The organism is Pseudomonas sp. RIT-PI-o, assembly GCF_001297215.1.
Lineage (GTDB): Bacteria > Pseudomonadota > Gammaproteobacteria > Pseudomonadales > Pseudomonadaceae > Aquipseudomonas > Aquipseudomonas moraviensis_A.
In genome coordinates this window covers 195018-220647 of record NZ_LHPA01000044.1, presented here as the reverse complement: position 1 = coordinate 220647, position 25630 = coordinate 195018, and the positions used below count along the sequence as shown (strand labels likewise).

At 60.6% G+C, this 25630-nt stretch carries 26 protein-coding genes; 12 read left to right on the top strand and 14 right to left on the bottom strand.

Going from position 1 to position 25630, the window contains the following annotated elements; genetic code table 11:
- Positions 1–228 precede the first annotated feature (228 nt).
- Genes AEQ63_RS24900 through AEQ63_RS24890 form a run of 3 tightly spaced genes read right to left on the bottom strand, consistent with a single transcriptional unit; the run spans position 229 to position 2530 of the window.
- A complete protein-coding gene (locus tag AEQ63_RS24900) occupies positions 229–858 on the bottom strand; it encodes a hypothetical protein (RefSeq protein WP_042608274.1) in 630 nt (209 codons plus the stop codon).
- On the bottom strand, positions 858–2015 hold the full coding sequence (locus tag AEQ63_RS24895; protein ID WP_042608273.1) for a DUF2515 family protein: 1158 nt from the start codon (positions 2013–2015) through the stop codon (positions 858–860). The genes AEQ63_RS24900 and AEQ63_RS24895 overlap by 1 nt, the downstream gene beginning before the upstream one ends.
- A 17-nt stretch (positions 2016–2032) precedes the next feature.
- The gene (locus AEQ63_RS24890) at positions 2033–2530 is read right to left on the bottom strand and encodes a PAAR domain-containing protein (RefSeq protein ID WP_064365226.1); all 498 of its coding nucleotides are present in this window, start codon (positions 2528–2530) and stop codon (positions 2033–2035) included.
- 545 nt (positions 2531–3075) lie between these two features.
- Between AEQ63_RS24890 and AEQ63_RS24885 the strand changes: the two genes are divergently transcribed.
- Positions 3076–3441 carry a DUF6124 family protein gene (locus AEQ63_RS24885; protein WP_064365225.1) on the top strand — a complete coding sequence of 122 codons (366 nt, stop codon included), beginning with the start codon at positions 3076–3078 and terminating at the stop codon, positions 3439–3441.
- 129 nt (positions 3442–3570) lie between these two features.
- On the opposite strand, the gene AEQ63_RS24880 is transcribed toward AEQ63_RS24885, so the two are convergent.
- Together AEQ63_RS24880 and AEQ63_RS24875 are read right to left on the bottom strand one after the other, a co-directional pair.
- Positions 3571–4338: a TerC family protein gene (locus tag AEQ63_RS24880; protein WP_042608270.1), complete on the bottom strand. Its 768-nt coding sequence runs from the start codon at positions 4336–4338 to the stop codon at positions 3571–3573.
- Between the two features lie 85 nt (positions 4339–4423).
- Positions 4424–5731: a CitMHS family transporter gene (locus tag AEQ63_RS24875; protein WP_064365224.1), complete on the bottom strand. Its 1308-nt coding sequence runs from the start codon at positions 5729–5731 to the stop codon at positions 4424–4426.
- A gap of 334 nt (positions 5732–6065) precedes the next feature.
- Here AEQ63_RS24875 and AEQ63_RS24870 point away from each other — a divergent pair, with 334 nt between their 5' ends.
- A complete protein-coding gene (locus AEQ63_RS24870) occupies positions 6066–6470 on the top strand; it encodes a GFA family protein (RefSeq protein WP_064365272.1) in 405 nt (134 codons plus the stop codon).
- On the opposite strand, the gene AEQ63_RS24865 is transcribed toward AEQ63_RS24870, so the two are convergent.
- The gene (locus AEQ63_RS24865) at positions 6467–6793 is read right to left on the bottom strand and encodes a DOPA 4,5-dioxygenase family protein (protein ID WP_042608267.1); all 327 of its coding nucleotides are present in this window, start codon (positions 6791–6793) and stop codon (positions 6467–6469) included. The two genes, AEQ63_RS24870 and AEQ63_RS24865, sit on opposite strands and share 4 nt — an antisense overlap.
- Before the next feature lie 81 nt (positions 6794–6874).
- On the opposite strand from AEQ63_RS24865, the gene AEQ63_RS24860 reads away from it, so the two are divergent.
- A complete protein-coding gene (locus AEQ63_RS24860) occupies positions 6875–7540 on the top strand; it encodes an NAD(P)-dependent oxidoreductase (protein ID WP_064365223.1) in 666 nt (221 codons plus the stop codon).
- A 44-nt stretch (positions 7541–7584) separates the two neighbouring features.
- Here the strand turns inward: AEQ63_RS24860 and AEQ63_RS24855 are convergent, their stop codons facing one another.
- Positions 7585–8535: a choline sulfate utilization transcriptional regulator gene (locus AEQ63_RS24855; protein ID WP_064365222.1), complete on the bottom strand. Its 951-nt coding sequence runs from the start codon at positions 8533–8535 to the stop codon at positions 7585–7587.
- A gap of 114 nt (positions 8536–8649) precedes the next feature.
- Between AEQ63_RS24855 and betC the strand changes: the two genes are divergently transcribed.
- The 3 genes from betC to AEQ63_RS24840 all read left to right on the top strand — a co-directional run bounded on the left by betC (position 8650) and on the right by AEQ63_RS24840 (position 12924).
- Positions 8650–10164 (top strand): choline-sulfatase, encoded by a 1515-nt coding sequence (gene betC / locus AEQ63_RS24850; protein ID WP_064365221.1) that lies wholly within the window; start codon positions 8650–8652, stop codon positions 10162–10164.
- A 16-nt stretch (positions 10165–10180) separates the two neighbouring features.
- Positions 10181–11101 (top strand): choline ABC transporter substrate-binding protein, encoded by a 921-nt coding sequence (gene choX, locus AEQ63_RS24845; RefSeq protein WP_064365220.1) that lies wholly within the window; start codon positions 10181–10183, stop codon positions 11099–11101.
- 254 nt (positions 11102–11355) lie between these two features.
- Positions 11356–12924: a SulP family inorganic anion transporter gene (locus tag AEQ63_RS24840; RefSeq protein ID WP_064365219.1), complete on the top strand. Its 1569-nt coding sequence runs from the start codon at positions 11356–11358 to the stop codon at positions 12922–12924.
- A gap of 108 nt (positions 12925–13032) precedes the next feature.
- On the opposite strand, the gene aroE is transcribed toward AEQ63_RS24840, so the two are convergent.
- Positions 13033–13854, bottom strand: coding sequence for a shikimate dehydrogenase (aroE, locus tag AEQ63_RS24835; RefSeq protein ID WP_042608261.1), 822 nt, complete (start codon positions 13852–13854; stop codon positions 13033–13035).
- A 9-nt stretch (positions 13855–13863) separates the two neighbouring features.
- The gene (gene hemF / locus AEQ63_RS24830) at positions 13864–14778 is read right to left on the bottom strand and encodes an oxygen-dependent coproporphyrinogen oxidase (RefSeq protein WP_064365218.1); all 915 of its coding nucleotides are present in this window, start codon (positions 14776–14778) and stop codon (positions 13864–13866) included.
- A 150-nt stretch (positions 14779–14928) separates the two neighbouring features.
- On the opposite strand from hemF, the gene AEQ63_RS24825 reads away from it, so the two are divergent.
- On the top strand, positions 14929–15906 hold the full coding sequence (locus AEQ63_RS24825) for a quinone oxidoreductase family protein (RefSeq protein ID WP_064365217.1): 978 nt from the start codon (positions 14929–14931) through the stop codon (positions 15904–15906).
- A 171-nt stretch (positions 15907–16077) separates the two neighbouring features.
- Here the strand turns inward: AEQ63_RS24825 and AEQ63_RS24820 are convergent, their stop codons facing one another.
- The 4 genes from AEQ63_RS24820 to AEQ63_RS24805 all read right to left on the bottom strand — a co-directional run bounded on the left by AEQ63_RS24820 (position 16078) and on the right by AEQ63_RS24805 (position 19828).
- Entirely contained in the window at positions 16078–16824 is a 747-nt protein-coding gene (locus AEQ63_RS24820) for a hypothetical protein (RefSeq protein WP_236562764.1), read from the bottom strand.
- Positions 16825–17008: 184 nt separating this feature from the next.
- Positions 17009–17566, bottom strand: coding sequence for an L-threonylcarbamoyladenylate synthase (locus AEQ63_RS24815; RefSeq protein ID WP_042608257.1), 558 nt, complete (start codon positions 17564–17566; stop codon positions 17009–17011).
- 54 nt (positions 17567–17620) lie between these two features.
- Positions 17621–18718 carry a DNA-processing protein DprA gene (dprA, locus tag AEQ63_RS24810; RefSeq protein ID WP_064365215.1) on the bottom strand — a complete coding sequence of 366 codons (1098 nt, stop codon included), beginning with the start codon at positions 18716–18718 and terminating at the stop codon, positions 17621–17623.
- 84 nt (positions 18719–18802) lie between these two features.
- The gene (locus tag AEQ63_RS24805; RefSeq protein WP_064365214.1) at positions 18803–19828 is read right to left on the bottom strand and encodes a LysM peptidoglycan-binding domain-containing protein; all 1026 of its coding nucleotides are present in this window, start codon (positions 19826–19828) and stop codon (positions 18803–18805) included.
- 159 nt (positions 19829–19987) lie between these two features.
- Here AEQ63_RS24805 and def point away from each other — a divergent pair, with 159 nt between their 5' ends.
- The 5 genes from def (at position 19988) to AEQ63_RS24780 (ending at position 24680) form a co-directional block, all read left to right on the top strand.
- The gene (gene def, locus AEQ63_RS24800; protein WP_042608254.1) at positions 19988–20494 is read left to right on the top strand and encodes a peptide deformylase; all 507 of its coding nucleotides are present in this window, start codon (positions 19988–19990) and stop codon (positions 20492–20494) included.
- Between the two features lie 57 nt (positions 20495–20551).
- Positions 20552–21511, top strand: coding sequence for a methionyl-tRNA formyltransferase (gene fmt, locus AEQ63_RS24795; protein ID WP_064365213.1), 960 nt, complete (start codon positions 20552–20554; stop codon positions 21509–21511).
- Positions 21508–22818 (top strand): 16S rRNA (cytosine(967)-C(5))-methyltransferase RsmB, encoded by a 1311-nt coding sequence (rsmB, locus tag AEQ63_RS24790; RefSeq protein ID WP_064365212.1) that lies wholly within the window; start codon positions 21508–21510, stop codon positions 22816–22818. The genes fmt and rsmB overlap by 4 nt, the downstream gene beginning before the upstream one ends.
- Before the next feature lie 21 nt (positions 22819–22839).
- Positions 22840–24216, top strand: a complete 1377-nt coding sequence (gene trkA / locus AEQ63_RS24785) for a Trk system potassium transporter TrkA (RefSeq protein ID WP_042608251.1) — start codon at positions 22840–22842, stop codon at positions 24214–24216.
- Positions 24217–24365: 149 nt separating this feature from the next.
- Positions 24366–24680, top strand: coding sequence for a tetratricopeptide repeat protein (locus AEQ63_RS24780; protein WP_064365211.1), 315 nt, complete (start codon positions 24366–24368; stop codon positions 24678–24680).
- Between the two features lie 51 nt (positions 24681–24731).
- Here AEQ63_RS24780 and AEQ63_RS24775 read toward each other — a convergent pair whose 3' ends face one another.
- Positions 24732–25619: a lysophospholipid acyltransferase gene (locus AEQ63_RS24775; RefSeq protein ID WP_024014955.1), complete on the bottom strand. Its 888-nt coding sequence runs from the start codon at positions 25617–25619 to the stop codon at positions 24732–24734.
- Positions 25620–25630 lie beyond the last annotated feature (11 nt).

Sequence of the window (25630 nt, the reverse complement as noted above, 5' to 3'; positions counted from 1 at the left end):
GCAGCGCCCCAGAGGGGCAAGTGGACGGCACCGCGCGGTTTCTACGTTTTTGATACTTAAGCTGTAGTTGGCTAACGGTCTCGGCGCCAGCATTGCACAGCTAAAGCGTGGATTGAAACAAAAGTGTCATGAACAAGTTCACCACCCAGCAAAATCGGAGCGGCGCCCATCGACAGCCAATGCTTACCTGCCAAAGCCGTCGACTTCCTCTGAGACGATTGAAAACGGTCAATCACTGAAGTGATCTTCACCAAAACCCACATCAATCAAATATTTGGCCGTATCAGGATTTCGTTCGTCGCAACGTGCGTAGCATTTGATGTGGAGGAACAGGCTGTACTTATGCGGAATCAACAGAATGACACCGTCCAACTGGTCAAAAAGCTTGGCTTGAAGGCGCACCTTGTCTTCTTGAGTTTCAGTCTTGAGCCAATCATTCCCTTCAACAGCTTCTGGCGACCAGCCTGCCTTTTTGAACGTCTGCTGTAGCACTCCCAGCAGATTCACTGCCTGCTCGAAAGGTAACGTTTCCAGCATTGGTGAGGTAGAAAGGGTGATCGCTTTGAAATCAGACCAGCCAATCGCACCGAATTTTGTAACGGGCAACGTGAACCCGTGTTGTTCGTCATCGAATGTGATGACCACTGGGCTACTGATCCAAGTCGAACTTGGGTGAGGTGGATCACCGGGATAGATGGCAGTTTTATCCGTCACAGGAAATGATGAGTCGCGCACGACATCGTCATATGTTTTTCCAATGTGGAAAGAAATTTGTTGCGGACCTCTTCCGAAATAGAAGGTTAGCGCGATAGCTCCCAACACGGCGGCGGCAGCAACGTAGAAACTGCGTCTATGCATCACTTAACCCCCCCGCCAGCTGCAATTTCTCGGATAGATTGCTCAAGTTTTGCGCGAGAGGACGGCTGTTTAAGCAGTTCGTTAAATTGAGTGGCAGCGCGCAGTACGAACTCCATTCGCTGATCCTTATCGGCAAGGTTAGCCAGCGGATTGCTGCCAAACGCGACTTTTCGACTGTCGGGCGCTTTACATTGGCTAGCGAGAGTAAGCTGGATCTCCTCGGCAGCACCTGGCAACAATCCGGTCACAACAGAAATCACGTCACCGCCATGTGTGCCTCGCATCAACAGGGCAAAGTGGGTTTCGTCGTACATCGCCGGCTGAAGGATGTTGACTTGTTCATGGAGCGCCATTTGTTCAACGCTACCTGAAATGTTCCCTTGATCAATGGCTTTGAAGGTCGCGTAAATCTCAGGATTATCACGGCCAAACTCTACCTTCTCAGCAATCGGCCACATTACATCCTTCACAATGCCACGCCGGCTTCTCAAACACTTTTCCATTTCCTTGTACCCCCGCACCATGAAAAACCGGTGCAACGGATAAACGTCGAGAAACAGCGACGTATTACCCAGCGCCAACATCTCGTACACATAGTCCAGTTGCTGCTGAACCACTGAGCGTGGGTTGTCGCCGAAGGTGATGTCCTCCGTCGGCATCGGATTGGCTGCCCGAGCCTTGGCCAGCTCCTGCTCTGCCTCGGGATTGGTCTTGCTGAACTTGAACCCAAAGCCTTCGAACAGAGTTTCCGATGGTGCGGTTCGCAGCTTTTCCTGTGCCGCCTTCTGTGCAGCGATGGCGGTTTGCAGTTTGGTGGCGTGGATCAGCCCACACCCCACCTGCTTCGAAGCAAACGCCGCCAACCCTGCCCACTGAAAGCGGTTATCCGCCAGCCACAATTGCGCGTAAGCAGCGTTGATCTTGCGGTTGCGGGCCTGGGGGTCGGCGATGAGGACGCCGCCGGGGGCGACCCAGTCTTCGGCTTCTTTCTGGAAGCGGCGCCACAGGCAGTTGCAGGTCAGCAGCGGGACTTCGACGCGGGTTTTCGGGTTGGGGCCGGCGGTGCTGGTTTCCCGTTTGCAAGTGGGCAGCTCACAGGTGCTGTCCCAGAGCTTTTTCATGTCCAGGTCGTCTGGAGCGATGCATTGTCCGGTCATTGTTTCTTCCTTGGAGCTCAGGCGGTCCAGCGAACGACGGCGAGATCGGGCTGCAGGGTGGCGACGCTCTGGGTCATGCCCTGCGCATTGGTCAGGCCTGTGACGATACGGCCTTCGGCGGTTTCGATTTCATAACCCTGTTCGGCGATGGGTTCGCCATTGCCGGCGCTGACTGCTTTGAATTCGACCAAGGGCTGGCCGATGATCGGCAACGGTGGAACGAACGGAGCAGGGGTGTGCGAGCTGCCGATGATCACATTACCTGAACCACCAATCACGACACCGCCATGGCTGGCGGTGCTGTCGAGGGTCATGGCGTTCTTGCCATTGATGAACACGGTGGACGAAAAGGCACCGCTGAGCGCTTGGCCGCAGGTGCATTTGTCGCCCAGGCGAGCGGCGGCGAGGCCGTTGATGAAAACGTCGCCCGAACCGCTGGCAATCGGGTTGGTGCCGTGGCCGGGAATCGGGCAAGTGGTCGGGTCCGTGACGCGCGCGGCGGGTTTTCCAGACATGAACGTTCCTTGTTTGTCGTTTGAGGCGAGCGGGGGACGCTAACGATCATTGCTTTGGGCGTCAACCTGTAGGAGTGAGCCTGCTCGCGATTGCGGTCTGACAGCCACCATTACTGTTGAATGAGAAAATGCTATCGCGAGCAGGCTCACTCCTACAGGTTTTGCGGTGATGTTTTGAATGGGGATAAACACGGATTGCGCTGGGTGTTTATGCACACGCCGTGTTACGCGGCGACAGGCTACAAATCCTTGCGCCGTTGCCTACGGCTACGCCAGAATCCGCCGGCTTGTGCGCTTTGGGGCTGGTCTCTATCGTTTGCTGACCACTGCTCATCAGTGGTCGGGTTTAGTCGCCCGTTTGTTCCACGACGTACAAATCTCTGTCAGTCAGGTATCTCTTCCTGCACTTGATGGTGGCTGTGCGCAGGGCGCCTTCGGGCGCGCCGATTTCGTGGCTCATCGGTCGACTAACCTGCGTACAGCTGCCTCCCATTCGTTTAGTCGCGAGCGGTTTGCAGCCTCACTCTGTAAAGAGAATAGAGCCAATGACAAAGATAACGCCCGACCCCCCCGATCCCGATTTCTCCCGCCACGACCCCGACCTCGAAGCGCAAAGACTCAAACAAGCCGCCGACCGCGCCCTCGATTTCTACCTATGTCCCGGTCTCAAGCAAGACCCCGGCGCCGCGCGCAAGCCCAGCACCATTTTCCTCGTCGATCCGGCTGTGGATAACGAAACGCTGCTGGTGCACGCCTGCGAATCTTTGGCGTCGGCGAGCATCATGGCCAGCGATCTGGCCGGGTTTATTGATGGACCGCAACGCAATTCACTGCTGGGGATCCAGCAAGTCATCATGTTGGGTGAGCTGGCCGTCAACCGCGTCCTCGACAACCTCGTTCCTCCTGCCTGAACGCAGAAACAAATGTAGGAGTGAGCCTGCTCGCGATAGGGCCCTCAGCTTCAACATCATCGTTGACTGACAGACCGCTATCGCGAGCAGGCTCACTCCTACAAGGGGTGTTGCCTGAAGACTACCGGGTTATTGGCCCGGCACATCCTTGCGCAGTTTCACTGGATCCTGCTGTTGTTTCTTCTTGGCCATCGCGCCGCGCAGTTTGATGTTGATCGCTTCCACCGCCAGGGAGAACGCCATGGCGAAGTAGACGTAGCCCTTTGGCACGTGCACGTCGAACGATTCGGCGATCAGCACGGTGCCGACCACCAGCAGGAACGACAGGGCGAGCATTTTCAGCGACGGGTGCTTGTCGATGAATTCGCTGATCTTGCCCGACGCCAGCATCATCACCAGCACCGCCACGATGATCGCCGCGACCATCACCGGCACATGGGAAACCATGCCGACTGCGGTGATCACCGAGTCCAGCGAGAAGACGATATCGATGATCGCGATCTGGATGATGGTGTAGAGGAAGTTGCCGCCCTTGCCCGAAGGCGCGTCGTCGCTTTCGTCTTCGCCTTCCAGCGCGTGGTACATCTCCTGCGAGCTTTTCCACAGCAGGAACAGGCCACCGAAGAACAGGATCAGGTCACGACCGGAAATACCCTGGCCGAACACTTCGAAGAGGTCGGCGGTGAGGCGCATGACCCAGGTGATCGACAGCAGCAACAGGATCCGCGTGACCATGGCCAGGCCAAGCCCGAAGATCCGGGTGCGCTGCTGCATGTGCTTGGGCATGCGGCTGACCAGGATCGAAATCATGATGATGTTATCGATGCCGAGGACGATTTCCAGGGCGGTCAGGGTAAAGAAGGCAACCCAGATTTCGGGGTTGGTCAGCCAATCCATGTGTATTCCTTTGAGCAATTGTTGAACCGCAAAAGGTCCGGGCTTCAAACCGCGAAGCCAGGACCCGCAACGGTGAGTCTTGGGCTTATAGAGTGCTTAACACCGGGAAAGTCCCCAACAGCAGTGCAGCAATCAGAATGCAGATACACACCAGGATCGCCCATTTCAGGGTGAAACGCTGGTGATCACCAAAATCGATGCCGGCCAGCGCCACCAACAGATAGGTCGACGGCACCAGCGGGCTCAGCAAGTGGACGGGCTGGCCGACGATCGAGGCACGGGCCATTTCCACCGCAGTGATCCCATAGTGGCTGGCCGCTTCGGCCAGCACCGGCAACACGCCATAGTAGAACGCGTCGTTGGACATGAAGAAGGTGAACGGCATGCTCACCAGCGCCGTGATCACCGCCAGGTACGGGCCGAGGAACTCCGGAATCACCGCCAACAGGCTTTTCGACATCGCATCGACCATGCCGGTGCCCGACAGGATACCGGTGAAGATACCGGCCGCAAAGATCAGCCCGACCACTGCCAGCACGCTGCCGGAATGCGCGGCGACGCGATCTTTCTGCATTTGCAGGCAGGGGTAGTTGACGATCATCGCGATACTGAACGCCACCATGAACAGCACCGGCAGCGGCAACAGGCCGCCGATCAGCGTGCACATCAGGCCGAAGGTCAGCGCGGCATTGAACCAGATCAGCTTAGGACGGCGTGCGTCGGGGAATTGCGAGACGCTGATTTCGCTGTGATCGATCTCGTCGCCGACCAGATGCAGCTCGCCGAGGCGGGCACGTTCGCGTTTACCGTAGAAGTAGGCAATCAGCAGGATCGCCACGACACCCGCGGCCATGGCCGGGATCATCGGTACGAAAATGTCCGACGGATCGACATGCAGCGCACTCGCGGCGCGGGCGGTCGGGCCGCCCCACGGGGTCATGTTCATCACGCCACCAGCGAGGATGATCAGACCGGCCATGATCCGCGGGCTCATGCCGATGCGGCTGTACAGCGGCAGCATCGCGGCCACGCAGATCATATAAGTGGTCGCGCCGTCACCATCGAGGGAAACGACGAGCGCCAGAACGGCGGTGCCGACCGAAACTTTCAGCGGATCGCCCTTGACCAGTTTGAGGATCTTGCGCACGGCCGGGTCGAACAGGCCGGAGTCGATCATCAGGGCGAAATACAGAATAGCGAACATCAACATCACGCCGGTCGGCGCCAGTTTGGTGATGCCCTCGAGCATCATCGGACCGATCTTCGGCGCGAAACCACCGAACAGGGCGAACAGAATCGGGATGATGATCAGGGCGATCAGCGCAGACAGGCGCTTGGTCATGATCAGGAACATGAACGTGATGACCATGGCGAAGCCAAGGAAAGTCAGCATGGGAATACTCCAGGCGTAGCGCGGCTAATGGAATGAGCGGATCGGGCGGGATCAGCGCAGAACGGGAGGCGCGAGGCGTACGGGCGGAGTAATAAGCAGGAAGCGGGAGAGACGGCGGGTTGCAGAGGACATCAGAATCACCATTGTTGTTGTTAATTGGGCCGGGCCTGTGGAACTGACACAGGTCTTGGGCCAACCGGTCTGTTGCCGGGAGTGAGGCGATCCTAATCGGGGAAGCTTTCAGCTACCTTTCGCTAATGAACACGAAGAATGAACGGTCAACCGGCGGTCGGATGCCGCGAGCGTCAATAAAAACGGGAGAAGGGCGGTGGAAATCAACCATGCATACAACGGCGGCTGTCACTGCGGACACATCCGCTATCAGTTCAGCGGTCCGTTGCGCGATATCGCTCATTGTCACTGTTCGATCTGCCGCAAGGTCAGCGGCGGCATCGTCACCACCTGGATCACCGTGCCGGCGGCGAACTTTCAATGGCTGGCCGGGACGCCGGCACGCTATGACTCGTCGGCCAGTTGCGCGCGGTTCTTCTGCGCAAACTGCGGCGCACAACTGGCGTTGGTGACCTCGCTCAGCCCCGACAGCATAGACGTGACCATCGCCACGCTGGACCACCCGCAAACGGCGCCGGCCGAGCGGCATATCTGGACCGACAGCCGCTTATCCTGGCTGCATCTGGATGAACATCTGCCCGGCGAAGCCGAAGAAACCCTCGATTAAAACACCGACAGATTCAGAGGCCGCACCGCGCCCATCCAGATCGCATGTTCGGTGTGGTCGAGCAAGTCATCGCCCGTGTCCGGGTGCAGGAACACCACCAGGCCCTTACGGTTGAGCGCCAGCCACGGCAGCACCTCGCCGATCAGCTCGGGGCCGAAGGCCAGTTGGCAGCTCCAGTCGGGGTGCGGCCCTACCGGGCGTTCGTGCACGCGGCCCATTTTCAGCGCAAACAACTGCGCGGCCTGTTCGCACAAGGCCCGCGCCTGGTCGATGGTTTTCGCGTCGAAATAGACATGGGCGTGATAGCCCTTGATCCCTTGCATCGTGTCGCCTCTCAATCGGTTCGAACCCTTGGCTGTTTCCACCGTCACAGGCCATATAGGACAACTATAAGGAAAACAGCCATGAAAAATGCCGAAACCCCAGTGGTGAAAGTGGTGCTCTATGGTGCCATGGCCAGCCTGGGCGGTGCGTTGATGGCTGAATTGCTGCGCCGCCAACACGAAGTCATCGCCATTCTCGACGATCTCACCGCACTCGCGCCGCGTCCGGGGTTGCGCACCAAGACCGGCGATCTGTTCGATGCCGAGCGGGTCAATCAGAGCGTCGCCGGCAGTTCGGCGGTGATTTGCCTGCTGGACGCGCCGGGGCTGCCGTTCAGCAGCGACCATGTCGAGCGCTCGGTGACACTGGGGCCGGTCGAGCAGGTGCTGGCAGTCGACGCACTGGTGGAAGGTTTGCAACTGGCCAGCGTGCCGCGCTTGTTCCTGGTGGGCAACTTTGGCGTGCTCGACGAGCCTGACAGTGATGATCGCCTGCAACGGCACGCCGCCGAAGAAATCCTCGAAGCGGTGCAAAGCAGCTCACTGCGCTGGACCTTGGTCAACGCGCCGCATGGCGTTGCCGGGTTGAGCATTGAGCACTTCAGTCAGGTTGGCGGCAATCTCGAACCGGGTCTGGCCGAACCGCTGGAACGCTTGAACCGTGTGGCGGTGGGGATTGCCGATGAGCTGCGGTTGAATCTGCATGTCGGTGAACATGTGAATTTTGTGGCGGCTTCAAATATTTAAAGATCGCACCTGTAGGAGCTGCCGAAGGCTGCGATCTTTTCTCTTCAAACCGCAATTGAAGGCAGAGTCAGACCGTTGAGAGATTCCGCACTGCTGGCCTGCTCGGCCATCAACCAGTCAACGAACTGTTGAATCAGCGCACGCCGGCGTTTGCGTTGCGGCAGCACCACGTAATACCCCAGCCGCGACAACGTGGTTTGCGCCAGCGGCCGGCACAGCAGCCCCTGCACCAGCAAGTTATCCACAAGGTGACGCCAGCCGATCGCCACGCCTTGCCCGCCGATCGCCGCTTGGATCAACAACGTGTAATTGTCGAAGCGCAACTGCCCCGGCGCCGGTGGCGTGGTCAGGCCCAGTTGGCGGAACAGCCCGCTCCAGTCAAACCAGTTGCTGCTGTTTTCGCCGCGCAAATGCAGCAGTGGAAATTCCAGCAAAGCCTGCGCGGGCAGCGGCAGTGAGCGGTCCTTGAGCAACAGCGGACTACACACCGGGAAGACTTCTTCACTGAACAGCCAATGGCTCTCGCCCTGCTTGAATCGACCGTCGCCAAACAGGATCGCCACGTCGATATCGGTGCGCAGCATATTGTGGTTGCGCTCGCTGGTGACCAAGCTGACATCAATGTGCGGATTGGCCTCGTGGAAGCGGTGCAGGCGCGGCATCAACCAATAGGCGGCGAAAGCGAAATCCGTGGCTACCTGAAGCACTTCATGTTGCTGCTGCGCGCTGATTGCGTTCAAGCCTGCGTCGATATTCTGCAAACCGAGGGCAACTTGCTCGAAGAGCAGGGCGCCGACTTCTGTCAATTCGATGCCCCGATAAATCCGGTCGAACAGACGCGTGCCGAGCTGTTCTTCCAGGCGCTTCATCTGCTGGCTGATCGCCGGTTGCGTGGTACCGAGCTCTACCGCAGCGGCGGTAAAGCTGCGATGACGTGCCGCCGCCTCAAAGGCGCGCAGTAGATCGAGGGACAGGTCACCGAGGGCGTCATACATAAGCTGTGCTTATCCTAGTCATTGTCCGGCGCGGGCTTTACCGGAACAGGCATGGACTCCATGCTCGATTGCAGCACTCTCGCATAAATATTCAACATGGAATGCCGCGATCACATGAAGCGCAAGAACATTCTTTTCATCATGGCCGATCAAATGGCCGCGCCAATGTTGCCGTTTTACGGCCCATCGCCCATCAAACTGCCGAATCTGTCCCGCCTCGCCGCCCAAGGCGTGGTCTTTGACGCTGCCTATTGCAACAGCCCGCTGTGCGCGCCGTCGCGTTTCACCCTGGTCAGTGGTCAGTTGCCGAGCAAGATCGGCGCCTACGACAACGCTGCTGATTTCCCTGCCGATATCCCGACTTACGCGCACTACCTGCGCCGTCTCGGCTACCGCACCGCGTTGTCGGGGAAGATGCACTTCTGTGGGCCGGATCAGTTGCACGGTTATGAAGAACGCCTGACCAGCGATATCTATCCGGCCGATTACGGTTGGGCGGTGAACTGGGACGAGCCGGATGTACGGCCGAGCTGGTATCACAACATGTCGTCGGTACTTCAGGCCGGGCCGTGCGTGCGCACCAATCAGCTGGATTTCGACGAAGAGGTGGTGTTCAAGGCCCAGCAGTACCTGTTCGATCACATCCGCGAGGATGGCGACCAGCCGTTCTGCCTCACCGTGTCGATGACCCACCCGCACGACCCCTACACGATTCCCAAGGCATTCTGGGATTTGTATGACGACGCCGATATCCCGTTGCCTACAGCCTTGAACCAGGACGAACTCGATCCGCACTCGCAACGGCTGCTCAAAGTTTACGACCTGTGGGACAAGCCGCTGCCTGTGGATAAGATCCGCGATGCCCGTCGCGCCTACTTCGGTGCTTGCAGCTATATCGATGCCAATGTTGGCAAACTGCTGCAAACCCTCGAGGAAACCGGGTTGATCGATGACACCATCATCGTCTTCTCCGGTGACCATGGCGACATGCTCGGCGAGAAGGGCCTCTGGTACAAAATGCACTGGTTCGAGATGGCTGCGCGGGTCCCGCTGCTGATCAGCGCACCGGGCCAGTTCGAGGCCGGCCGGGTCAGCGCCGCCGTTTCCACCGCCGACCTGCTGCCGACTTTCGTTGACCTGGCCGGTGGCACGCTCGAACCGGGCTTGCCCCTGGACGGCCGTTCGTTGCTGCCGCATCTGCAAGGGCAGGGCGGGCACGACGAGGTGTTCGGCGAGTACATGGCCGAAGGCACCGTCAGCCCGTTGATGATGATTCGCCGGGGCGCCTATAAATTTATCTACAGCGAAAGCGACCCATGCCTACTCTTCGATGTGCATAACGACCCGCGCGAAGAAGAGGAACTGAGCCAATCGGCGCAACATCGTCAGCTGTTCGAAGAGTTCCTCGCTGAAGCGCGGGCCAAATGGGACATTCCAGCGATCCATCGGGATGTCCTGGCCAGCCAGCGCCGACGCCGTTTCGTCGCCGACGCTTTAACCATCGGCAAGCTGAAGAGCTGGGATCACCAGCCGCTGGTCGATGCCAGTCAGCAGTACATGCGCAACCACATCGATCTCGATGACCTGGAGCGCAAGGCCCGTTATCCACAACCCTGCCAAAACCAATAATGTTAAGGGGAAGTCCATGCGCAAGTTATCCACAGCTGTGACCGTCGGCCTGATTGCGTTGAGCAGCGCTTCGGCCTTCGCCGAACAGGGCTGCGAAACCGTGAAAATGGCCGATCCGGGCTGGAGCGACATCGCCGCGACCAATGCCATCACCGGTTTTCTGCTGGACGGCATGGGCTACAAGGCCAAGGTCGACACCCTTGCGGTGCCGATCACCTTTGGCGGATTGAAGGATGGTCAGGTTGACGTGTTTCTCGGCAACTGGATGCCCGCGCAGCAGGGCTTCTACGACAAGTTCGTCGCCACCGGCGACGTGACGCAGCTGGCGAAAAATCTGGAAGGCACCGAATTCACCCTCGCCGTTCCTGACTATGTCTGGGAGGCAGGCGTGCATGATTTTGCCGACCTGAACAAATTCGCCGACAAGTTCGACAAGAAAATCTACGGCATCGGTTCGGGGGCGCCGGCGAACATTTCGTTGCAGGAAATCATCAAGAAGAACGACTTCAACATGGGTCAGTGGAAGCTGATCGAATCCAGCGAGCAGGCGATGCTCGCCGAAGTGTCGCGGGCGGTGAAGAAACAGAAATTCGTCACCTTCCTCGGCTGGACCCCGCACCCGATGAACGTGCAGCTGAAAATGCACTACCTGAAGGGCGGCGAAAAATACTTCGGCGACACCGGCAACGTCTTTACCCTGACCCGCAAGGGCTACGCCGAGGCCTGCCCGAATGTGGGCAAGTTGCTGACCAATCTGGCATTCACCCAGGACATGGAGAACAGCATCATGGCCGAGGTGGTGAACAAGAAAGTCAGCAATGCCGAAGCGGCAAAAGCGTGGATCAAGGCGAACCCCGCGGTGCTGGACAAGTGGCTGGATGGCGTGAAGACCATGGATGGCAAGGATGCGTTGGCGGCGGTGAAGGCCAAGCTTTGATCTCAGGGTTGCTGGAATAGCGTTCGGCTGGAGATTTTTGCCCCCTCACCCCAGCCCTCGCCCCCAAGGGGGCGAGGGAGAAAGGGAGCCGATCGCTGTTGGATCAAAACGTGCGTTCAACGCCGAATCGCAGGTCGGTGAATCTTCAACAAACAGCTCGGTCAGTTCCCTCTCCCTCCGGGAGAGGGCTAGGGTGAGGGGCTTTTCCACCTGACACCCTGATAACCTTGAACAAAACCCAACCGCGAGGACCCATGGCCTTTCCCAGCCGTCATTCCCTATTCCCGTTCCTGACCTGGCTGCCACGACAGACTCGCGCCAGCGTCGGGCGGGACCTGATTGTCGGCCTCAGCGGTGCGATTCTCGCGTTACCCCAGTCGATCGCCTACGCACTGATCGCCGGTCTGCCGCCGGAATACGGCCTGTATGCGGCGATCATCCCGGTGTTGATCGCCTGCCTGTGGGGTTCCTCATGGCACCTGATCTGCGGTCCGACGGCGGCAATTTCGATTGTCCTGTACGCCAGCGTCAGCCCGCTCGCGGTGCCGGCGTCCGAGGACTACATCACCCTGATCCTGCTGCTGACGTTCCTCGCCGGGATTTTCCAGTGGCTGCTCGGTCTGCTGCGCTTCGGCGCGCTGGTGAATTTCGTTTCGCATTCGGTGGTGCTCGGCTTCACCCTCGGTGCCGCCGTGGTGATCGCCATCGGGCAATTGCCCAATCTGTTGGGGCTGGAATTGCCGGCCAACACCACGGCGCTCGCCAGCCTGATGGACCTGTTGCGGCATCTGGGGGCTGTGGATAAACCGTCGCTGATGCTTGGCGTCGCAACGGTGATCGTCGGCGTAATACTGAAAAAACTTCTGCCGCGCTGGCCGACGCTGTTGCTCACGCTGGTGCTGGCCAGTGTGCTGGTGTGGCTGTGGCCGGCGATGTTCGGCCATGTGCATCTGGTCAGCGCTTTCGTCGGGCGCTTGCCGCCGTTCAGCACTTTGCCCCTGGATGTTGAAGTGATCCTGCGCCTGCTGCCGAGCGCCGTGGCGGTGGGCATGCTCGCGCTGGTTACCAGTCTGTCGATCGCCCGTTCGATTTCGGCGCGCTCCCAGCAGCTGCTCGACGCCAATCAGGAAGTCCGCGCACAGGGCTTGTCGAACATTGTCGGTGCGTTCTTTTCCGGGTCGCTCTCAGCCGGATCGTTTACCCGTTCGGGCCTGAGCTACGAGGCGGGCGCCTGCTCGCCGCTGGCCGGGGTGTTCTCGGCGATCTGGGTGGCGTTGTTCGCAGTGTTCGGCGCGGGGCTGATCGCGCACATTCCGATCCCGGCCATGGCCGGCAGCATCCTGTTGATCGCCTGGGGCCTGATCGATCACCGCGGCATCCGCGCCTTGCTGCGAGTCAGCCGCGCCGAGTTCGTGGTGATGGCTTTGACTTGCCTTGCGACCTTGCTGCTGGAATTGCAGACGGCGATCTACGCCGGGGTGCTGGCGTCGCTGTTCTTCTACCTCAAGCGCACCTCGCAACCACGGGTGCAGCATTGGCGCGACGGTGACGACGATGTGCTGCGGGTGGGCGGCTCGATCTTTTTCGGCGCCAGCCATTATCTGCAAGTGCGCCTGCAACGACTGAAGGGCGCGCGAGTGGTGATCGAGGCGCAGCAGATCAACTTCATCGATTACTCGGGGGTGGAGATGCTGCATCAGGAAGCGCGGCGCCTGCTGGGCCAGGGTCGCAGCCTGACCTTGCGCCGGGCACGGCCGCCGGTGGTGGAGGAGTTGAGGAAGCTGGAAGGGGCGCAGAAGTGTCCGATCCGGTTTGAAGACTGACACCGCATGCCCCCCTGTAGGAGTGAGCCTGCTCGCGATTGCGGTGTGTCAGTTGAAATTTTGTGTCTGACACACCGCAATCGCGAGCAGGCTCACTCTTACAGGATATTATTGCGCCAACTGGCGGCGCAGCTCGGCCAGTACCGGCGCGGTATCCGGGCGCACACCGCGCCACAGCCAGAACGCCTCGGCCGCCTGTTCGGCGAGCATGCCCAGCCCATCCATCGCCAGCGCCGCGCCGTGCTCAGTGGCCCAGCGGCAGAACGCGGTCGGTTCCTTGCCGTACATCATGTCGTAGCACAGGGTCTGGCCCGGCTCGATCAGGCTTGGCGCGATCGGCGGCACGTCGCCGGTCAGACTGGCGGAGGTGGCGTTGATGATCACGTCCACCGGCTCGCGCAGCCAGTCGAAACCACTGGCCGACACTGGTCCCAGGTCGCAGAACAACTCGGCGAGCAGCTCAGCCTTGTCCACCGTGCGATTGGCGATGATCACCGAGGCCGGTTTCTCCGCCAGCAACGGCTCCAGCGCACCCCGCACCGCGCCACCGGCGCCAAGCAAAAGGATACGTTTACCCGTCAGGCTGAACCCGGCATTCACCGTCAGATCGCGGACCAGCCCGGCGCCGTCGGTGTTGTCGCCGAGCAGTGAGCCGTCGTCCAGTTTGCTCAAGGTGTTCACCGCACCGGCGCGCTGCGCGCGTGCGGTCAGGCTGTTGGCCAGACGGTAAGCGTCTTCCTTGAACGGCACCGTCACGTTGGCGCCGCGCCCCTCTCGAAAGAACGCGGTGGCGCAGCCAGCAAAATCGTCGAGCGGTGCCAGCAGCGTGCTGTAGTCGAGGCGCTGACCGGTCTGCTCGGCGAACAGCTGGTGAATCATCGGCGACTTGCTGTGGCCGATCGGGTTACCGAAAACGACGTAACGATCCATCACCCGTCCTCAGGCCTCGGCCAGCCAGTCGCGATCCTGCAGGAAGTACTCGGTCAGGCGTGCTTCTGCGCTGCCCGGTTCAGCCTGCCAGTCATAACCCCAGCGCACTTGCGGCGGCAGCGACATCAGAATCGATTCGGTACGCCCGCCAGATTGCAGGCCGAACAGGGTGCCACGGTCGTAAACCAGGTTGAACTCGACGTAGCGGCCACGGCGGAATTCCTGGAATTCGCGCTGCTGAGCGGTGAACGCGTCTTTCTTGCGCCGTTGCACAATCGGCAGGTACGCCTCGATGTAGGCGTCGCCGATAGCCCGCATGAACGCAAAACTGGTGTCGAAATCCCACTCGTTCAGATCATCGAAGAACAATCCGCCAATGCCGCGCGGCTCGTGCCGGTGCTTGATGTGAAAGTAGGTGTCGCACCAGGCCTTGTAACGCGGATAGACGTCCGCACCGAACGGTGCACAGGCTTGCTCGGCGACGCGGTGCCAATGAATGCAATCTTCCTCAACGCCGTAATACGGGGTCAGGTCGAAACCGCCGCCGAACCACCAGACCGCTTCTTCGCCTTCTTTTTCAGCGATGAAAAAGCGCACGTTGGCGTGGGAGGTCGGCACATGCGGGTTGTGCGGGTGGATCACCAGCGACACACCGAGCGCCTCGAAACCACGCCCGGCCAATTCCGGCCGATGGGCGCTGGCCGAGGGTGGCAAGCCGCTGCCAAACACGTGGGAGAAATTGACGCCGCCCTTTTCGATCAGCGTGCCGTTTTCCAGCACACGGGTACGCCCGCCACCGCCCGCCGGCCGGGTCCAGGCGTCTTCGACGAAGCATTTTCCGCCGTCTTCGGTTTCCAGCGCAGCGCAGATGCGGTCTTGCAGATCGAGCAGATAGGCCTTTACGGCGTCGGTGCGGGTCGTCATGGCTTCACCTTGAATCGGGCGGCGCCCCGGCAGGCGGGCGGCGCAAATGGGCGCACAGCATACCATCGCAGACCGGCGCGCCGCAGTTGACGAAGATCAACCAGCGGAGTTGGATAGAGGGCTTACCGAAGACCCAAGGAGAGCAGGCAGATGGCAAAGCGTATCCAGTTCCGCGCCCACGGCGGTCCCGAAGTGCTCGAGTATGTTGACTACGAACCCGCTGCGCCCGGACCGAATCAGGTGCGCGTGGCCAACCAGGCGATCGGCCTGAACTTCATCGACACCTATTACCGCAGCGGCCTCTATGCCCCACCCGCGTTACCGTCTGGCCTGGGTTCGGAAGGCGCCGGCACCGTCGAGGCAGTGGGCAGCGACGTCACCCGGTTCAAAGTCGGCGATCGCGTGGCATACGGCAGCGGCCCGCTCGGCGCCTACAGCCAGGTGCATGTGCTACCGCAGGACAATCTCGTGCACCTGCCCGATGAAATCAGTTTTGACACCGCCGCCGGGGTCATGCTCAAAGGTCTGACCGTGCAGTACCTGCTGCGCCAGACCTACGAACTGCAGGGCGGCGAAACCATTTTGTTCCACGCCGCGGCGGGCGGCGTCGGCTCGCTGGCCTGCCAGTGGGCCAAGGCGCTCGGCGTGAAGCTGATTGGTACCGTCAGTTCGAAGGAAAAAGCCGAACTGGCCAAGGCCAACGGCGCCTGGGCCACCATCGATTACAGCCATGAGAACGTGGCCGAGCGCGTGCTGGCCCTGACTGACGGCAAGAAAGTCCCGGTGGTGTATGACGGCGTCGGCAAGGACACCTGGCTCACATCCCTGGACAGCGTGGCGCCACGTGGCCTGCTGGTGAGTTTTGGCAATGCTTCGGGCGCGGTCGACGGCGTCAATCTGGGCATTCTTGCCGCGAAGGGCTCGCTGTACGTCACCCGGCCTACGCTGGCGACCTACGCCAACAGCGCCGAGAACCTGCAGCGCATGGCCGACGAGCTGTTCGAGATGATCATCAGCGGCAAGCTGAAGGTCGACATCAGCCAGCGCCATGCATTGGCGGATGCGGCGAAGGCACAAACCGAACTGTCGGCACGGCGCACCACCGGCTCCACGATTCTGTTGCCGTAAGTTGATAATCGGCGAACTCTTCCATGAGTTCGCCGATTATCTTCCAGCTATATCAAATACATCTTCCGGTGAAGTTTCTTCGCCGCCGGCCTACGACCGGCAAACTTCCTGCGCAACTTCTTCGATTCATATACAAGCCATTTCTCCGCCCACTCTTCGATCACTGGCGGATCAATACTGACGGTTATATTCATCACGATACTCCGGCTGATGCGCGTTCATGTTCACAGGCTGATCCAGAGCCATCAATATCTGTCGCCACTCGGCGGACAACAGCCAATAATCGCCCCGGGCCCGTTGTTCGATATGCATCGCGTGCGAAGCGATCGGACTCAGGCCGAATCGCTGAAACAGTTGCCGCTGCGGCGTTCTGCACAGAGCCGTCACCCCCTGATAGCCACGATCGATCGCCCATTGCGCGGCGGTGGCGAGCAGGCCATTGATCGACACTGGGCGGTGCTGTTGAGAATGGGTGATCAGGCGACTGAACTCGACGTGCCGGGCCAATGCCACGGTAGGAGAAACATGATGCTGCGCCAGTGAGGCCCATTCGAACGGCGCCGGGGTTGCCCGCAGCACTGCAATGAGTTGATCTCGCTGGTACAGCAAAAAGTGCGTGCTGCGTGAGGCGATCGCCAAGCGGGTATCCAGTGCCCGGGCTCTGGAGGTCAGCATGTAATGCTGCAATCGCAGGCGAAACTGCCGATTGATGAAGCGTTCAAATTCCCCGGCATCCGACCCGGCCTCAAGAATGGCCACACGGTAATCAGCCTGTTGATTCTTGAGTGTCTCCTGAAAGCCCTGCAGATAATCCTTGAGGTGTAAATCCGTAATATCCATTACTTCTCCGCAGCCATTAACATTTCGAAGTTGTTTCAAGCACATTGAAAGAATGGATGCTTTTGGAAATCTCGCCACTGCACGCGTTCTGATAATCCCGTGGGAAAATTTACGGCTATTTCAGACTCAGAGATTCATCTGACGCAGGAAAGAACAATGGCGACGGATAAGTGTTAAACAGATGCAGGACTAAATTGCAGGCATGCGCAGAACTCCTCGTCTATACCGCAGAGGAGTGCGCAAAAAATATAAAAGAATGGCGTCAGTCAGGACGAATGACGTTACCGCTGGCCAGATCGCGGATCACGCTGGGATTCTTGCGTCCGCCAAGGCTGCCGCCCAGCACCAGGTCGACCTGCCCACGGAAATACTGCTCGACGCGCAAGCGCGTGCGCGCTGGCGGTCGCCCCTGGGGATTGGCCGATGTCGAGATCAGCGGCCCGACCAGCGAGCACAAATCGCGCACTTGCGGGTGGTCACTGACCCGCAGCGCCACGGTGTCATGCACACCTGTCACCCATTCCGGCAACAGGTTCTGATGGGGTACCAGCCAGGTGTTCGGCCCTGGCCAGGTGCTGGCCATGCGGTCGATCCAGTCCTGCGGAAAGTCTTCGAACAGGAAATCGAACTGGCGGATATTGTCGGCGACCAGGATCAGCCCTTTGCTGACCGAGCGATTCTTGATCGCCAGCAAGCGATCCACTGCGTCTTCATTCCACGGGTCGCAACCCAGCCCCCAGACGGCTTCGGTTGGATAGGCAATCACCGCGCCGGCGCGAACTTCACGCGCGGCTTGTTGCACACGCCAACTGTTGACCATGAAAAACTCTCCACAAACAGGTTTCGCGCAGTTTACCGATCTTCCCCGTAAAACCTAGCTCGACCGTGCCAGCCAGCGACCGTTTTCGCATACCGCCCGGCCGTCGATCTCAAGTTCGGTCAGCGTCGCCAGCACTTTGGACAGCGCCCAGCCACAGCTCGCGGCCAAGGCTTCGCTGGTGTGCGGCGCCGCGTGAAGCAGCGCAAGCAACGGATGGTCGGCCTGGGTTGGCGCTGTGGATAACAGCGGCTGCTGCCAGCCACGCAGGGCTTCGAGGATGTGTTCGATGGTTTCCACGAGCACCGCGCCGTCGCGGATCAACTGGTGACAACCACGCGCACCGGGATGATGGATCGAGCCCGGAATCGCATAAACTTCACGTCCTTGCTCAGCCGCCAGTCGCGCGGTGATCAATGAGCCGCTGGCTACGCTGGCCTCGACCACCAGCACACCGAGGGACAAACCGCTGATGATGCGGTTGCGCCGTGGAAAGTTGCTCGCGGTTGGCCCGGCGTCCAACGGGAACTCGGAAAGCACCGCGCTGCCCGAGGCAATCATCGCCTCAGCCAGGCGTTTATTGCGTTGTGGATAAAAATTTTCCAGCCCGGTGCCGAGCACGCCCACGGTGAGCCCGCCGACGTCCAATGCCGCCTGATGCGCAGCAGCATCGATGCCCAGCGCCAGCCCACTGGTGATGACAAAACCGGCCCCGGCCAGACTGCGGGAAAACGCAGCCGCCGTGTCCATGCCCGGACGCGAAGCGCGGCGGCTGCCGACCATCGCCAGCTGCGGCTTTTCCAGAATCGACGGATCGCCGGCGACGAACAACAGCGGCGGTGGATCGGGGATTTGCGCCAGCAACGCTGGGTAATCCGCTTGATCCCACATCAGCAAATGCTGGTCGGGACGCTCTAGCCAGCGCATTGCGTGGCTGGCGCCGTCGCGCACCATCGGACAACGCCGTGCCTCGGCACAGGCCGCCGGCAACCCCAGCGAGCGCCAGGCACTGGCCGACGCACTGATGGCCTTCGACGCCGAGCCGAAAGCTTCGAGCAGTTTGGCAAAACGCTTGGGGCCGATATCCGGCATGCGGTGCAGGCGCAGACGCGCCTCCAGTTCCGCCGGGGAAATGGCCGTACTGACAGACAACATGAATGGATCATCCTTGATCGTTCTATGCTCCGAACCATTCGGAACAAGCTGTGGATAACTCTGTTGGTAACTTGTTAAGCAAGCTTACGGATTTCGCACCTTGTCGAGCACCGCCAGCGAGCGCGAAGCGTTGAGCACCAGGCCATAACTGAGTTTGTCGTAGGTGCGGAACACCATCAGCAGGCCGGCGCGTTCATCGGGAATCTTCAGCGGCTGGCCGGTTATCCGGTCACGCACCGTTTCACCGGTTTTCATCACAGCCAGTACGTTGCCTTCGGCCAGTCCGTCGCGTTTGCCCTTGTTCAGGGTGACCACGTCCATCGCGCCGATCTGCGTGACACCGCGGGGCACATCGATGATCAGACCGTCGATCGAACGCTTCGGCGCGCTGGGCATGAAAGTCGAATTGATCGAGCGTTCTTCACCGCCGAACAGGCGGTCACCGAGGCGCACTTCCTGGGTGGTGCGCTGCAGGGCGAGGGTAGCGACGTCGCCTTCAGTGGCAACAATCTCGCCGCCACCGATATCGTCGGCGTTGATGCCGAGAAACTCCTTGGTTTGCGGGTCGGTGTAGACCTTGCCCTGGCGGAAGATGCCGTACACCGGCTGCTCCGGATCGAAATGGCCGCGTGCGAAGATGCGGTCACCGGTGCCACTGAGCACCCGCTCGGCATCGCCGGCGACGATGTACGGCGCCTTCTCGAAGTCTTCGGCCTTGTCGACGATGCGGTTGCTCAGCAGAAAGCTGTTGATCGATTTCAGCGGAATGCTCGGAATCGCCTCGGCCACCGGGCTGGTGCGAATTCGTGGCGAGAGCTTGATGGTGCCGCGCGACTCGCCACGATTGACGGTCAGTTGCGGCTGGCCGTCGACGTAGCTGAGGGTCAGCGTGTCACCGGGATAGATCAGGTTGGGGTTTTCGATCCCCGGGTTGGCGCGCCACAGTTGTGGCCATTGCCAGGGCTCGCGCAGGTATTTGCCGGAAATGTCCCAGAGGGTGTCTCCGGAAACCACCGTGTATTGCTGTGGAAAACCATCCCTGAGTTGCACTTGCCCTTGAGCGGCGCCGGCCGAAGCCAGAAGCAGCAGGGCGAGTAGTGTTTTCCTCATGCAGTGAATCCCTTTATCATGTGCATTCGCGTGAATCGTCAGAGCCCCCGTGGCTCGCTTCTGTTTTTCAGAAGCTACGCTTCACAACGGTAGCCTGCATCTTCGGACCCGCCAGGCCATCGACCCGACTTTACTCAACGTGTGCAGCAATCGAAGCCTATGGCCATTTTAAACATCCTCGAATTTCCGGACCCACGTCTGCGCACTATCGCCAAACCAGTGGCCGTAGTGGACGACGAAGTGCGTCAGTTGGTCGACGACATGTTTGAAACAATGTATGAAGCGCCGGGCATCGGCCTCGCCGCGACCCAGGTCAACGTGCACAAACGTATCGTCGTGATGGACCTGTCCGAAGACCGAACCGAGCCACGGGTGTTCATCAACCCCGAGTTCGAACCGCTGACCGACGACATGGACCAGTACCAGGAAGGCTGCCTCTCGGTACCGGGCTTCTACGAAAACGTCGACCGCCCGCAGAAGGTCAAAATCAAGGCGCTGGACCGCGACGGCAAGCCCTATGAGCTGATCGCCGAAGGTCTGCTCGCGGTGTGCATCCAGCACGAATGCGACCACCTCAACGGCAAATTGTTCGTCGATTACCTGTCCACGCTCAAACGCGACCGGATCAAGAAGAAGCTGGAAAAGCTGCACCGCCAGAACGCTTGATGCCCCTCTTCAAAGGCTTGCTGCGGCAAGCCTTTTTCTTTTTATGAGACGCCTTTCATGACTGAGCCACTGCGCATTGTTTTTGCCGGTACCCCGGAATTTGCCGCCGAACACCTCAAGGCCCTGCTGAGCAGCCCGTACGAGATCGTCGCGGTCTACACCCAGCCGGATCGCCCGGCCGGCCGTGGGCAAAAACTCATGCCGAGCCCGGTCAAACAACTCGCGCTGGAAAATAATATCCAGGTGTTGCAGCCGCCAACCTTGCGCAATGCCGACGCCCAGGCAGAACTGGCCGCGCTCAAGCCGGACTTGATGGTGGTGGTCGCCTACGGTCTGATCCTGCCGCAGGCGGTGCTGGATATTCCGCGCCTGGGCTGCATCAACAGCCATGCGTCGCTGCTGCCGCGCTGGCGCGGTGCGGCGCCGATCCAGCGCGCCGTCGAACACGGCGATGCCGAAAGCGGCGTAACCGTGATGCGCATGGAGGCCGGCCTCGATACCGGGCCGATGCTGCTCAAGGTCGTCACTCCGATCAGCGCCGAAGATACCGGCGGCAGTCTGCATGATCGCCTCGCCGAGATGGGTCCGCCCGCCGTGGTCCAGGCGATTGCCGGTCTGGCTGCCGGCACGCTTGAAGGCGAGGTGCAAAACGATGAGCTCGCCACCTACGCGCACAAACTGAACAAAGACGAAGCGCGCATCGACTGGAGCCGTCCGGCGCTTGAGCTTGAACGTCTGGTACGCGCCTTCAACCCGTGGCCGATCACCCACAGCACGCTCAATGGCGAAGCGTTGAAAGTGCTGGCCGCGACAGTGGCCGAAGGCACTGGCGCTCCGGGCGAAATCCTCAGCGCCAGCAAGGACGGCCTGATCGTCGCCTGCGGTGCCCAAGCGCTATGCCTGCCCCGCCTGCAACTGCCCGGCGGCAAAGCCCTGAACTTCAGCGATCTGTTCAACAGCCGCCGCGAGAAGTTCGCCGTCGGCAGCGTGCTCGGCGCAGCGGTGGACGCGCAATGAACCCGCGTCTGGCCGCCGCCAAGGCCCTCGCTGCCGTACTCAGCGGCAAGGCTTCGCTGAACAGCTCACTGCCGACGCAACTGGACAAGGTCGAGGATCGCGATCGCGGTTTCACCCAGGATCTGGCCTTCGGCACCGCACGCTGGCAGCCGCGTCTTTCAGCGCTGGCGGAAAAACTGCTGCAGAAACCATTCAAAGCCGCCGACGCCGATGTCGAGGCGCTGCTGCTGGTTGGTCTGTATCAATTGCTCTACACCCGTGTACCGGCCCACGCCGCCATCGGCGAAACCGTCGGTTGCGCCGACAAGCTGAAAAAGCCTTGGGCCAAAGGTCTGCTCAACGCCGTGCTGCGAAATGCCCAGCGCGAAAGCGAGACGATTTTCGCCGAACTCGAACGCGACCCCGTAGTGCGCACCGCTCACCCGCGCTGGCTGCAAAAATCCCTGAAAGCCTTCTGGCCGGAACAATGGGAAGCGATCTGTGCAGCGAACAACGCGCATCCGCCGATGATCCTGCGGGTCAACCGCCGCCATCACAATCGCGACGCTTATCTCGCGCTGCTGGGGGAAGCCGGGATCGCCGCGACACCTTGCGTGTACAGCCGCGACGGCATCGTCCTCGAAGCCGCCGCCGATGTACGCAGCCTCCCGGGTTTCGCCGAAGGCTGGATCAGCGTGCAGGATGAAGCCGCGCAACTGGCCGCCGATCTGCTCGATCTGGCGCCCGGCCAACGGGTGCTCGACGCCTGCTGCGCCCCGGGCGGCAAGACCTGCCATATCCTCGAAGCCGAACCGGCGCTGGCCGGCGTGGTGGCCGTGGATCTGGAAGCCAAACGGCTGGTGCGCGTTAAGGAAAACCTCGAACGCCTTGGCCTCAACGCTGAACTGATCGCTGCCGACGGTCGCGATATCGATAAGTGGTGGGACGGCAAACCGTTCCAGCGCATCCTCCTCGATGCACCGTGCTCGGCCACGGGGGTGATCCGCCGCCATCCGGACATCAAGCTGACCCGCCAGCCCGACGACATCGTCGCCCTCGCGCAATTGCAAGGCGAACTGCTCGACGCGATGTGGAAAACCCTCGAGGTCGGCGGCATCCTGCTCTACGCCACCTGCTCGACACTGCCGACCGAGAATACCGAAGTGATTGCCGCGTTCCTCGAGCGCACGCCCGGCGCCCGCGAACTGGATCTGGCCACCAGCGCCGGGATCAAGCAGCCCCATGGTCGCCAATTGCTGGCCCAGCAGGGCGGGCATGACGGTTTCTACTACGCCAAGCTGATCAAGATCGCTGCCGCGCGCGGCTAAACGGATTCATGGAGTGACTGGATGAAAATCATCATCCTCGGTGCGGGACAGGTCGGCGGTTCGCTGGCCGAACATCTGGCCAGCGAGGCCAACGACATCACCGTGGTCGACACCGACGGCGAGCGCCTGCGCGACCTCGGCGACCGCCTCGACATCCGCACCGTGCAGGGCCGGGGCTCGCTGCCGTCGGTGCTGCGTCAGGCCGGTGCCGACGACGCCGACATGCTGGTCGCCGTGACCAACAGCGACGAGACCAACATGGTCGCCTGCCAGGTCGCGCACACGCTGTTCCACACGCCGACCAAGATCGCCCGGGTGCGCGAAGCGTCGTACCTCAACCGCGAGGAACAGCTGTTCCAGAACGAAGCGATCCCGGTCGACGTGCTGATCAGCCCCGAGCAAGTGGTGACCAATTACATCAAGCGCCTGATCCAGCATCCCGGCGCCTTGCAGGTGATCGACTTCGCCGAAGGCGCGGCGCAACTGGTGGCGGTGCGCGCCTATTACGGCGGGCCGCTGGTGGGTCAGCAACTGCGCCAGTTGCGCGAGCACATGCCGAACGTCGAAACCCGCGTGGCGGCGATCTTCCGCCGTGACCGGCCGATCCTGCCTCAGGGCGACACGGTGATCGAAGCCGATGACGAAGTGTTCTTCATCGCCGCCCGCGAAGACATTCGCGCGGTGATGAGCGAAATGCGCCGTCTCGACGAGACCTACAAACGCATCGTCATCGCCGGTGGCGGGCAGATCGGCGAGCGCCTGGCCGAGGCCATCGAAAGCCGCTATCAGGTGAAGATCATCGAGATGAGCCCGGCGCGCTGCCGCTACCTCTCCGACACCCTCGACAGCACCGTGGTCTTGCAGGGCAGTGCCTCGGACCGCGATCTGCTGCTGGAGGAGAACATCGCCGACGCCGATATCTTCCTCGCCCTGACCAATGACGATGAAGCCAACATCATGTCCTCGCTACTGGCCAAACGGCTGGGGGCGAAGAAGGTCATGACGATCATCAACAACCCGGCTTATGTCGACCTGATCCAGGGCGGCGACATCGACATCGCCATCAGCCCGCAACTGGCGACCATCGGCACCTTGCTCGCCCACGTGCGCCGCGGCGATATCGTCAGCGTGCACTCACTGCGACGGGGCGCGGCGGAAGCGATCGAAGCGATTGCCCACGGTGATGCGAAATCCAGCAAGGTGATCGGCAAGCCAATCGAAAAGATCGGCCTGCCGCCGGGCACCACCATCGGCGCGGTGATCCGCAACGAGAAAGTGATCATCGCCCACGACCACACGGTGATCGAAGCGGGCGACCATGTGATTCTGTTTCTTGTGGATAAAAAACATATTCGCGATGTGGAGAAGCTGTTTCATGTGGGTCTGAGCTTTTTCTGACCTGAAGACAACGCTGCCCGTGATGGCCCCTTCGCGAGCAGGCTCGCTCCCACAGGGGGAATGCATTCCAATGTGGGAGCGAGCCTGCTCGCGAAAGCGGTATGAAAGACTCGCAGGTTCTCTGACGAACAAAAGAAAGGAATCCACCAATGCTCGAATCCCTGGAAAAAATGCTCGCCAAGGGTGTGGATAACGCTCTGCTGCGCTTCGGCCTGGGCAAGGGTTATCTGGACCTGGGTGAAAACGCCAGGGCTGCCGAGCATTTTCAGCGTTGTGTCGCTTTCGATCCGAAATACTCGGCAGCGTGGAAACTGCTGGGCAAGGCGCAGCTGGCGCTGGGCGATCACGCCGCTGCGCGTCAGGCCTGGGAGCAAGGCCTGGAAGCGGCCCGCGCCCATGGCGACAAGCAGGCCGAGAAGGAGATGACGGTATTTCTCAAGAAGCTTGAGCGACAGGCGCCTTGAGCTACGGACAGCGCAATGCGTCTGCATTGACCGTCACCAGATCGAGTCCACTCAGTACCAGCGTGCCTCGCCCGGTGGACGCTTCTTGAAGCGTTTCATGCTCCACATGTACTGGCTCGGATACGCCGCGACGTAACGCTCGACCACTTTGCTCATGGCTGCGCAGGACTCTGCGGTATCGGTGCTGTACATCGCTTCTGGCGCGGCTTCGAGGATCACTTTGTAGCCTGAGCCGTCAGGCAGGCGCAGGGCGTGCAGGAACACTCCGACCGCTTTGCCGCCGGCGAGCATGTTCGGCACGAATTTGCTGGTCAGTGCCTGAGTGGCGAAGAACGGCACGAAAATCCCGGCGGACTCGGCCGGTTCCGGGTCGGCGGGAATGCCAACTGCACCACCCTTGCGCACTTCCTTGATCACACTGAGGATGCCTTCCTTGGTGGAAGCAGCGACCTTGTTGCCCAATTGCACGCGCTGTTTGCGCAGCAATTCATCCACAGCCTTGAGCTTCGGCGGACGGTAGAAAATGATCGGTTTGCACTGGCTGCAATAGAAATGGTTGAGCACTTCCCAGTTGCCCAGGTGGCTGGTGATGCCGACCACGCCTTTGCCCGAAGCCAGCGCATCCTTGAGCACATCGAGGCCTTCGACTTCGCGGACCAGATCAATCGAACGCTGCGCCGGCCAGATCCATGCGCAGGCGCTTTCTGTCAGCGACTTGCCGATGTCCTTCAGACTCTGACCGACCAGACGCTCGCGCTCGGCCGCATCCATCTGTGGAAAACACTTGGCAAGGTTGATCCGCACCACGTCGCGGGAGCGGTTGGGGGTTTTCCACATGATCCAGCCGATCGCCGAGCCCACGGCTTGCACGGCTCGCCATGGCAGCAGGGCAAACAGCCGCAGAGCGCCTACCAGCAAGGCGCCTTTAAACTTTTCCACAGGTCACTCCT

Bases quoted from the DNA above. Each gene is read 5' to 3' on its own strand.
- AEQ63_RS24900 (WP_042608274.1), bottom strand. From the start codon at position 858: ATGCATAGACGCAGTTTCTACGTTGCTGCCGCCGCCGTGTTGGGAGCT.
- AEQ63_RS24895 (WP_042608273.1), bottom strand. From the start codon at position 2,015: ATGACCGGACAATGCATCGCTCCAGACGACCTGGACATGAAAAAGCTC.
- AEQ63_RS24890 (WP_064365226.1), bottom strand. From the start codon at position 2,530: ATGTCTGGAAAACCCGCCGCGCGCGTCACGGACCCGACCACTTGCCCG.
- AEQ63_RS24885 (WP_064365225.1), top strand. From the start codon at position 3,076: ATGACAAAGATAACGCCCGACCCCCCCGATCCCGATTTCTCCCGCCAC.
- AEQ63_RS24880 (WP_042608270.1), bottom strand. From the start codon at position 4,338: ATGGATTGGCTGACCAACCCCGAAATCTGGGTTGCCTTCTTTACCCTG.
- AEQ63_RS24875 (WP_064365224.1), bottom strand. From the start codon at position 5,731: ATGCTGACTTTCCTTGGCTTCGCCATGGTCATCACGTTCATGTTCCTG.
- AEQ63_RS24865 (WP_042608267.1), bottom strand. From the start codon at position 6,793: ATGCAAGGGATCAAGGGCTATCACGCCCATGTCTATTTCGACGCGAAA.
- AEQ63_RS24860 (WP_064365223.1), top strand. From the start codon at position 6,875: ATGAAAAATGCCGAAACCCCAGTGGTGAAAGTGGTGCTCTATGGTGCC.
- AEQ63_RS24855 (WP_064365222.1), bottom strand. From the start codon at position 8,535: ATGTATGACGCCCTCGGTGACCTGTCCCTCGATCTACTGCGCGCCTTT.
- betC (WP_064365221.1), top strand. From the start codon at position 8,650: ATGAAGCGCAAGAACATTCTTTTCATCATGGCCGATCAAATGGCCGCG.
- choX (WP_064365220.1), top strand. From the start codon at position 10,181: ATGCGCAAGTTATCCACAGCTGTGACCGTCGGCCTGATTGCGTTGAGC.
- AEQ63_RS24840 (WP_064365219.1), top strand. From the start codon at position 11,356: ATGGCCTTTCCCAGCCGTCATTCCCTATTCCCGTTCCTGACCTGGCTG.
- aroE (WP_042608261.1), bottom strand. From the start codon at position 13,854: ATGGATCGTTACGTCGTTTTCGGTAACCCGATCGGCCACAGCAAGTCG.
- hemF (WP_064365218.1), bottom strand. From the start codon at position 14,778: ATGACGACCCGCACCGACGCCGTAAAGGCCTATCTGCTCGATCTGCAA.
- AEQ63_RS24825 (WP_064365217.1), top strand. From the start codon at position 14,929: ATGGCAAAGCGTATCCAGTTCCGCGCCCACGGCGGTCCCGAAGTGCTC.
- AEQ63_RS24815 (WP_042608257.1), bottom strand. From the start codon at position 17,566: ATGGTCAACAGTTGGCGTGTGCAACAAGCCGCGCGTGAAGTTCGCGCC.
- dprA (WP_064365215.1), bottom strand. From the start codon at position 18,718: ATGTTGTCTGTCAGTACGGCCATTTCCCCGGCGGAACTGGAGGCGCGT.
- AEQ63_RS24805 (WP_064365214.1), bottom strand. From the start codon at position 19,828: ATGAGGAAAACACTACTCGCCCTGCTGCTTCTGGCTTCGGCCGGCGCC.
- def (WP_042608254.1), top strand. From the start codon at position 19,988: ATGGCCATTTTAAACATCCTCGAATTTCCGGACCCACGTCTGCGCACT.
- fmt (WP_064365213.1), top strand. From the start codon at position 20,552: ATGACTGAGCCACTGCGCATTGTTTTTGCCGGTACCCCGGAATTTGCC.
- rsmB (WP_064365212.1), top strand. From the start codon at position 21,508: ATGAACCCGCGTCTGGCCGCCGCCAAGGCCCTCGCTGCCGTACTCAGC.
- trkA (WP_042608251.1), top strand. From the start codon at position 22,840: ATGAAAATCATCATCCTCGGTGCGGGACAGGTCGGCGGTTCGCTGGCC.
- AEQ63_RS24780 (WP_064365211.1), top strand. From the start codon at position 24,366: ATGCTCGAATCCCTGGAAAAAATGCTCGCCAAGGGTGTGGATAACGCT.